This window comes from Paenibacillus sp. GCM10023252, assembly GCF_042653305.1.
In the GTDB taxonomy this organism is placed as follows: Bacteria; Bacillota; Bacilli; order Paenibacillales; family Paenibacillaceae; genus Pristimantibacillus.
Genome location: NZ_JBHSHW010000037.1, coordinates 133,660 through 140,609, shown reverse-complemented (window position 1 = coordinate 140,609; position 6,950 = coordinate 133,660). Strand labels below are relative to the sequence as shown.

The window sequence follows — 6,950 nt, the reverse complement described above, 5'->3', positions numbered from 1 at the left end:
ATTGTGATGCTGCAGCACTCCGAGGTGGGCAGTTTGGTGCTATAGCATCACATTGTGATGCTGCAGCTCGCCCGTGGGGGCCATGCCCAGGGCGATAGCATCAGCATCGCCTGCAGGCTCTGCCGGCGCAGCGCAATCTCGCGAACGCGGCAAAATTAAAGGGCTGCACCCTTAGGCGCAGCCCCTCCCTCCAACTGCCTGGCCGCCAAGAGGCGCAGCGCAAGGCACTAACCCTGCCTAGCGCAGAAGCGGAAGCTTCTCCAGCAGGTAGCGCTTGATGTCCTCGCCGAGGTCCTCGCGCTCGAGGGCAAGATCTATCGTCGCTTGGACGAAGCCCAGCTTGTCCCCGACGTCGTAGCGCCGTCCCTCGAACCGCAGCGCGGTAAGAGCGTTCCGCTCATTCAGCTGACGAAGGCTGTCCGTCAGCTGAATCTCGCCTGCCTTGCCGGGCACCGCCCGCTCCAGCAGCTCGAAGATCGCCGGCTCCAGCACGTACCGTCCGACGACGGCGGAGTTGGAGGGTGCTTCTCCTGGGGCGGGTTTTTCAACGAGGTCCTTCACGGTTGCGACAACTTCCAGACTGCCCCCGATATCGACGATGCCGTACTTGTGCGTCTGATCCCAAGGAACCTCCATGACCGCGATGACCGATGACTGCCGCTCCTCATACACCTCAATCATCTGCTTCAGGCAAGGCGGCTCTGACATCAGGATATCGTCGCCGAGCAGCACCGCGAACGGCTCGTCTCCGATGAAGCGCCGCGCGCACAGCACCGCATGTCCGAGTCCCAGCGGCTCCTTCTGCCGAACATAATAGATATCCGCCAGCTGCGAGATCTCCCGAACGACTGCCAGCATCTCCGCATTGCCGCGCTCCTCCAGCTCATCCTCAAGCTCAGCCGACTTGTCAAAATGGTCCTCGATCGCCCGCTTGTGCCGCCCGCTCACAATAACAATGCTGTCGATGCCGGAGCGCACGGCTTCCTCTACAATATATTGAATGGCCGGCTTATCAATCAGCGGCAGCATCTCCTTCGGCTGCGCCTTCGTGGCAGGCAGGAATCGTGTCCCGAGGCCCCCCGCCGGTATAATAGCCTTCCTTACTCGCTGTGTCATATCCCATCCGCTCCCTTCTTAAGATCCGCTTGTCTCATCATACTCTTTTTTACCTATAATCTCCATCAGTACTGTCTACAACAACAGCTTACTCCCCCTATATGAACATGAGATGAATTGGAACTGAAACTTTATTGAATACAGTTGACAAAGCGGCTTATTTATAATAATTTTAATCTAGAACTTATGATTCGTTATTATTGGACTGGAGGATGGACATATGCATAAGACGATTATTATTGGAACCGGGCCTGCTGGACTGACAGCGGCGATCTATCTTGCTCGTGCCAACATGGAGCCTCTTGTCATAGAAGGCTGGCAGCCAGGCGGTCAGCTCACAACGACGACGGAGATTGAGAACTTCCCTGGATTCCCCGAAGGAATCCTCGGCAGTGAGCTCATGTCGAACATGCGCAAGCAAGCTCAGCGATTCGGAGCGACGTTCAAGACGGGTTCCGTCAAGTCGGTTGACCTGAGCAAGCGTCCGTTCACGCTTGAGATTGAAGGCGGCGAGCCGATTCAGGCCGAGTCGATTATTATCTCCACAGGCGCATCGGCGAAGTACCTTGGTATTCCAGGTGAGCAGGACAACATCGGACGCGGGGTATCGACCTGCGCGACTTGTGACGGGTTCTTTTTCCGAGGGAAGAAGATTATCGTCGTCGGAGGCGGAGACTCTGCCATGGAAGAGGCGAACTTCCTCACCCGCTTCGGATCTGAGGTGCGTGTCGTGAACCGTCGGGAAGAGCTGCGCGCTTCGAAAATCATGCAAGACCGAGCTCGCGCCAATGAGAAAATTGTCTGGAGCCTGAACCGCAAGCCGCTTGAAGTGGTCGCAGGTCCGCTCGGCGTGACTGGACTGAAGGTGTTGAACAACGAGACCGGCGAGGAAGAGCTGCTCGAAGCAGACGGCATCTTCATCACCATCGGGCATACACCTAACACCGGCTTCCTAGGCGGACAGATTGATACGAATGAGACCGGCTATATTAACGTTGTGCCGGGCACAACGCAGACGAACATTCCAGGCGTATTCGCTTGCGGCGACGTGCAGGATCATGTGTATCGCCAAGCGATTACCGCTGCAGGTACGGGATGTATGGCGGCACTGGAAGCGGAGCGCTTCCTTGAAGCCCAGCATAGCGGGAGCGGCAGCGAGAGCCCTGTTCACGCCTAAGAGTTGGCGAACAGCTAGCGCCGTGGCTGGCTGCTACGCTGACTGTTAGCCGATAGCTAGCTTCAACACTGGCTGCTAGCCGGTGGCTGGCTGCAGCTGCGCAGTTCTGCGGTTAAGCAGACCGTGCAGCGTTGCATCTGAGTTGCTCTACAGCTGTGCAGCTCTGCAAGGCTGGCACCTCCGCTCTGGAGCGTGTATAATAGTGGGCATGAATGGTTAAACTAAAGGCAATGCTACCGAAGACAGGGAGCGGCTGCCCAGCGCGATAGCTGGGAGTCAGCTCATTATGGAAGGGTACAACCTCGGCCGGTTAGGACGCGGGGTTGTACTCTTTTTTGTGTGTATACGTGTAAAACTGCCAATCTTGAGAGGAGCAATAATCCTATGTTATTAGAAGCCATCTATCACCGTCCGAAGCATAACTGGTCATATGCTTATGACGAGAAGACGGTACATATCCGGATTCGGACGAAGAAGGACGATGTGCAAAAAGTCGAGGCCATTGTTGGAGACAAATACGCATGGGATACAACGATGGAAACCGTAGAGATGTCCGTATTCGCATCCGATAAACTCTTCGACTACTGGGAGGCGGCCGTGGTCCCTCCGTTCCGCCGCTTGCGCTATGCGTTCCGCCTGTCAAGCGGAGGCGCAACATGGATCTTAACCGAGAAGGAGTTCACGGAGACGCTGCCGGATAACCCGAATACGTTTTTCGACTTCCCGTTCCTGAACCCTGTGGATGTATTCGATCCGCCGGCTTGGGTGAAGGATGCGGTGTTCTATCAGATCTTCCCTGAACGGTTCGCGAATGGTGACAAGTCTATTGATCCTGCAGACGTTCAGCCATGGGGCGGCAAGCCCGAGCAAGGCAACTTCTTCGGCGGTGACCTGCAAGGGGTCATTGACCATCTGGACTATCTGAGCGAGCTCGGCATTAATGCCGTCTACTTCACCCCGGTGTTCGAAGCTCCCACGAATCATAAGTACGATACACGTGATTATATGAAGGTTGACCCTCACTTCGGGACGAATGAGAAGCTGAAGGAGCTCGTGGACGAATGCCATGCGCGCGGTATTCGCGTCTTGCTCGATGCGGTGTTCAACCATGCTGGCCGTACCTTCCCTCCGTTCGTCGATGCGCTGGAGAATGGGGAGAAGTCGCAGTATGCCGATTGGTTCCATGTGCGGGAATGGCCGCTTGACGTGGTGGATGGCATTCCAACCTATGACGCCTTCGCGTTCGAGCGTCATATGCCGAAGCTCAATACGGAGCATCCTGATGTTCAGAAATACTTGCTCGACGTCGCTCGCTACTGGATTGAAGAGATTGGCATCGACGGCTGGCGTCTTGACGTTGCGAACGAGGTAGACCATGAGTTCTGGCGCAAGTTCCGCCACACGGTTAAGGGAGCTAACCCCGAGGCTTACATTCTCGGTGAGATCTGGCATGACTCCCTCGCTTGGCTGCAGGGAGACCAGTTCGACGCGGTCATGAACTATCCGTTCACGAACGCGGTGCTCGACTTCTTCGCGTATCAGACGATTGACGCGAAGGGCTTCGCGGATGCGATCGGCACGCAGCTCGCGAACTACTCGCAGCAGGTAACCGAGACCGCGTTCAACCTGCTCGACAGCCATGACACGCCGCGTCTGCTCACGCTGTGCGGCGATGAAGTTGGCGCGATGCAGCTGGCCGCGCTGTTCAAGCTGACCTATCCGGGTGCGCCGTGCATCTACTACGGCGACGAGGTAGGCATTAACGGCGGCGCAGATCCGGACTGCCGCAAGACGATGGTGTGGGAGCCGGAGGAGCAGAACCAGCTCCTGCTGAAGTTCTACCGCCAGACGATCGCCCTGCGTCTGGCTCATCCCGCGCTGCGGAGCGCGGACATCCGCTTCCTCGCAGCGGAGAGCGGCAGCGGCACGCTCGTCTACGAGCGCCGCTCGGGCGATGAGCGGATCGTCATCGCCATCAACGCCCGCGCGGAAGCAGCAGCCCTCCGCGCGCCAGTCGGCGGCGGCAGCTGGCAGTCGCTCGTCAAGGGCGGCGACAGGCAGACCGCTGGCGGAGGCGGCAGCCTGGAGCTCCACCTGCCAGGCTACGGCTACGCGATACTGAAGCAGGTGTAGTAAGAGATGAGCTTAAGGAACAGCCCCCATACCGTTTTCACGGTACGGGGGCTGTTTTATAAGTTTAATCATTATTTTAATCGTTATTCTCAAGGAATCGTTTCGCCATTTGTGCTTGAAATTCAACTACCCTCCGAGCTGCAAGCTCGTATACTCGTTCTCGATCTCGCGGGCCAATCGCAATGATTTCCATTCTTACCTTCCCACTTGACAGCATGATTGGACGATATACGATACGAAGAGATATAGCTTTAGGCTTTATCTTCGTAAAACCATATAGTTTGCCAAGCAAGGGCTCCCCGTATCCTGCAGGCTTTATCAGTGGTCCCTTTTTTGCCATAGCTACGATTAAAGCTAAAATAATGTTAATTTCCTTATGATAACCTTTTAGATCTGCAGCTGCATCCTCACCCATTGCAACTTCAACGTTCAGCCCTCCTAAGAGGGCTTCTATTTTTAATTCTATCTCAGAGACGGTTAGAGGCATATTATATCTCCAATTCGTCACTTAGTTTCTTTATTTCATCTACGTCTATATCCTCTATACCCATATCAAACAGCACATTGGAAATAGGGTACTTAGCTTGGAATGACTCAACCCTATCTGCTGCTGACCTCTCTACAGCTTCATCAACTGCACCGGCAATGGATTCTCGAATAGCTAGAAGCTCCTCCAGCAGTTCAACGTCAATAATTGCACCCATGGCTGACCGATTACGCGTATTTTGAACCAAGTAAATATCTTCACTTTTACGATTAGAAAAGCTTTCCAATATTTCAGAAAGCTTGTTCGAACGAGTTAAGTCAGTGACAGACAATACATTGTTCTGAAAAAACTTAATCATTGACGAAGTAATCTCAATAGACTGACCCATACATATAACACCGCCCTTCTCTACTACCTGCTAAAAACAGTATGTTCCGCAAACACTAATTCATACTTAATCCGAGGTTTAAATGTGCATTTAATACACATAGTATATCACATTATATCCTTCATCGTGTAGGATTCAAAGAAAAGGACCTCCTTCCGCAGGCTTGCGGGAGAAGGTCCAAGGCAGATCCTGTATTACACCTCGCCCATCTGATGGACGCGGATGAGATTGGTTGCGCCGGTGCGGCCGCTTGGGACGCCTGCGGAGATGACGGCGTAGTCGCCTTGGGCGAGCAAGCCGGACTCGGCACCGCTCTTGATAGCCGTGTCGAACAGCTCATCCGTAGATGTCGTGCCCTCACCTCTTACTGGGATAACTCCCCATAGCAGACTTAGCTTCATGAGGGTCTTGTCATTAGGCGCAATCGCCAGGATAGGCGCCTTTGGACGGTACTTGGACACCATGCGCGCGGTGAAGCCGCTCTCCGTTGGGGTGATGATGGCCTTCGCGTCGAGATGCAGCGCTGTAGAGACCGCTGCTTGGGAGATGACTTCGGTCGTGGACGGCGCGAAGAAGGACATTTTGGAACGGAAGAGATTGTCATAATCCAAGGTGGATTCGGAACGCTCCGCGATGAGAGCCATCATCTGAACCGACTGCAGAGGGTACTTCCCAGCGGCCGACTCGCCTGAGAGCATGATCGCATCCGCACCCTGAAGCACGGCGTTCGCCACATCACTCACCTCTGCGCGTGTTGGACGAGGATTGACCTGCATCGAATCCAGCATCTGCGTCGCAATGATGACCGGCTTGCCTGCGGCGTTGCACTTCTCGATCATGAGCTTCTGCGTCATCGGAACTTCCTCGGCTGGAATCTCTACACCAAGGTCGCCCCGAGCGACCATGATTCCGTCTGAGACTTCGATGATGGCATCCAGATTCTCGACGCCCTCTTCATTCTCAATCTTGGAGATGAGCTGGATATGACCCGCACCGCGATCCTCCAGCCACTGACGAATCTGCAGGATATCCTCTGCTCTGCGGACGAAGGATACGGCAACGATGTCGATGCCCTCCTCGACTCCGAACGCGAGGTGATACAAGTCACGATCTGTTACGCCCGGCAAGGTGGTGCGGATGCTTGGCAGATTGACGCCCTTGCGAGGCTTGAGGACGGCTGAGTTCTGTACGATGCAATGAACTTCCGTCGGCTCGATCGCTTCAACAGTGAGCTCCATTAATCCGTCGTCGATGAGGATACGGCTGCCAATCTGTACGACTTGCGGCAATTCCTCGTAAGTAACCGCTACACGAGTGCCATTGCCGACGATCTGCTCGGTTGTGAGGGTGAGCTTGTCCCCCGTCTTCAGCTCATATTGCGATTCCTCCAACTTGCCGATCCGTACTTCCGGACCCTTGATGTCCATCATGACGGGAATGACGGCTTCAGCCTTCGCCGCTGCAGCTCTTACGAGCTTGATTCGAGCGCTATGGTCCTCCAGCTCTCCGTGTGCCATGTTCAGCCGAGCGACCGTCATGCCGGAGCGCATCATCTCTGCCAGGATGTCGATATCGTTACAGGCAGGTCCCATCGTACATACAATTTTTGTTTTTCTCATGTGGGTGGTCATCCTCCATCTGGGTTGTAA

The 6,950-nt window shown here is 54.7% G+C and carries 6 protein-coding genes; 2 read left to right on the top strand and 4 right to left on the bottom strand.

Annotation, left to right across the window (positions count from 1 at the left end):
• Positions 1–237 precede the first annotated feature (237 nt).
• Positions 238–1,116, bottom strand: a complete 879-nt coding sequence (galU, locus tag ACFO9Q_RS21195; protein WP_379185572.1) for a UTP--glucose-1-phosphate uridylyltransferase GalU — start codon at positions 1,114–1,116, stop codon at positions 238–240.
• A gap of 220 nt (positions 1,117–1,336) precedes the next feature.
• Between galU and trxB the strand changes: the two genes are divergently transcribed.
• Both trxB and ACFO9Q_RS21185 read left to right on the top strand, forming a co-directional pair.
• Positions 1,337–2,293, top strand: coding sequence for a thioredoxin-disulfide reductase (trxB, locus tag ACFO9Q_RS21190; RefSeq protein WP_379185571.1), 957 nt, complete (start codon positions 1,337–1,339; stop codon positions 2,291–2,293).
• 384 nt (positions 2,294–2,677) lie between these two features.
• Positions 2,678–4,426, top strand: coding sequence for a glycoside hydrolase family 13 protein (locus ACFO9Q_RS21185; RefSeq protein WP_379185570.1), 1,749 nt, complete (start codon positions 2,678–2,680; stop codon positions 4,424–4,426).
• Positions 4,427–4,502: 76 nt separating this feature from the next.
• Here the strand turns inward: ACFO9Q_RS21185 and ACFO9Q_RS21180 are convergent, their stop codons facing one another.
• The 3 genes from ACFO9Q_RS21180 to pyk form a co-directional block, all read right to left on the bottom strand.
• Positions 4,503–4,913 carry a hypothetical protein gene (locus ACFO9Q_RS21180; RefSeq protein ID WP_379185569.1) on the bottom strand — a complete coding sequence of 137 codons (411 nt, stop codon included), beginning with the start codon at positions 4,911–4,913 and terminating at the stop codon, positions 4,503–4,505.
• Between the two features lies 1 nt (position 4,914).
• A complete protein-coding gene (locus tag ACFO9Q_RS21175) occupies positions 4,915–5,301 on the bottom strand; it encodes a hypothetical protein (RefSeq protein WP_379185568.1) in 387 nt (128 codons plus the stop codon).
• A gap of 194 nt (positions 5,302–5,495) precedes the next feature.
• Positions 5,496–6,920: a pyruvate kinase gene (gene pyk, locus ACFO9Q_RS21170; RefSeq protein ID WP_379185567.1), complete on the bottom strand. Its 1,425-nt coding sequence runs from the start codon at positions 6,918–6,920 to the stop codon at positions 5,496–5,498.
• Positions 6,921–6,950 lie beyond the last annotated feature (30 nt).

Excerpts from the sequence above, each read along its gene's own strand:
- galU (WP_379185572.1), bottom strand. The coding sequence starts at position 1,116 with ATGACACAGCGAGTAAGGAAGGCTATTATACCGGCGGGGGGCCTCGGG.
- trxB (WP_379185571.1), top strand. The coding sequence starts at position 1,337 with ATGCATAAGACGATTATTATTGGAACCGGGCCTGCTGGACTGACAGCG.
- ACFO9Q_RS21180 (WP_379185569.1), bottom strand. The coding sequence starts at position 4,913 with ATGCCTCTAACCGTCTCTGAGATAGAATTAAAAATAGAAGCCCTCTTA.
- ACFO9Q_RS21185 (WP_379185570.1), top strand. The coding sequence starts at position 2,678 with ATGTTATTAGAAGCCATCTATCACCGTCCGAAGCATAACTGGTCATAT.
- pyk (WP_379185567.1), bottom strand. The coding sequence starts at position 6,920 with ATGAGAAAAACAAAAATTGTATGTACGATGGGACCTGCCTGTAACGAT.
- ACFO9Q_RS21175 (WP_379185568.1), bottom strand. The coding sequence starts at position 5,301 with ATGGGTCAGTCTATTGAGATTACTTCGTCAATGATTAAGTTTTTTCAG.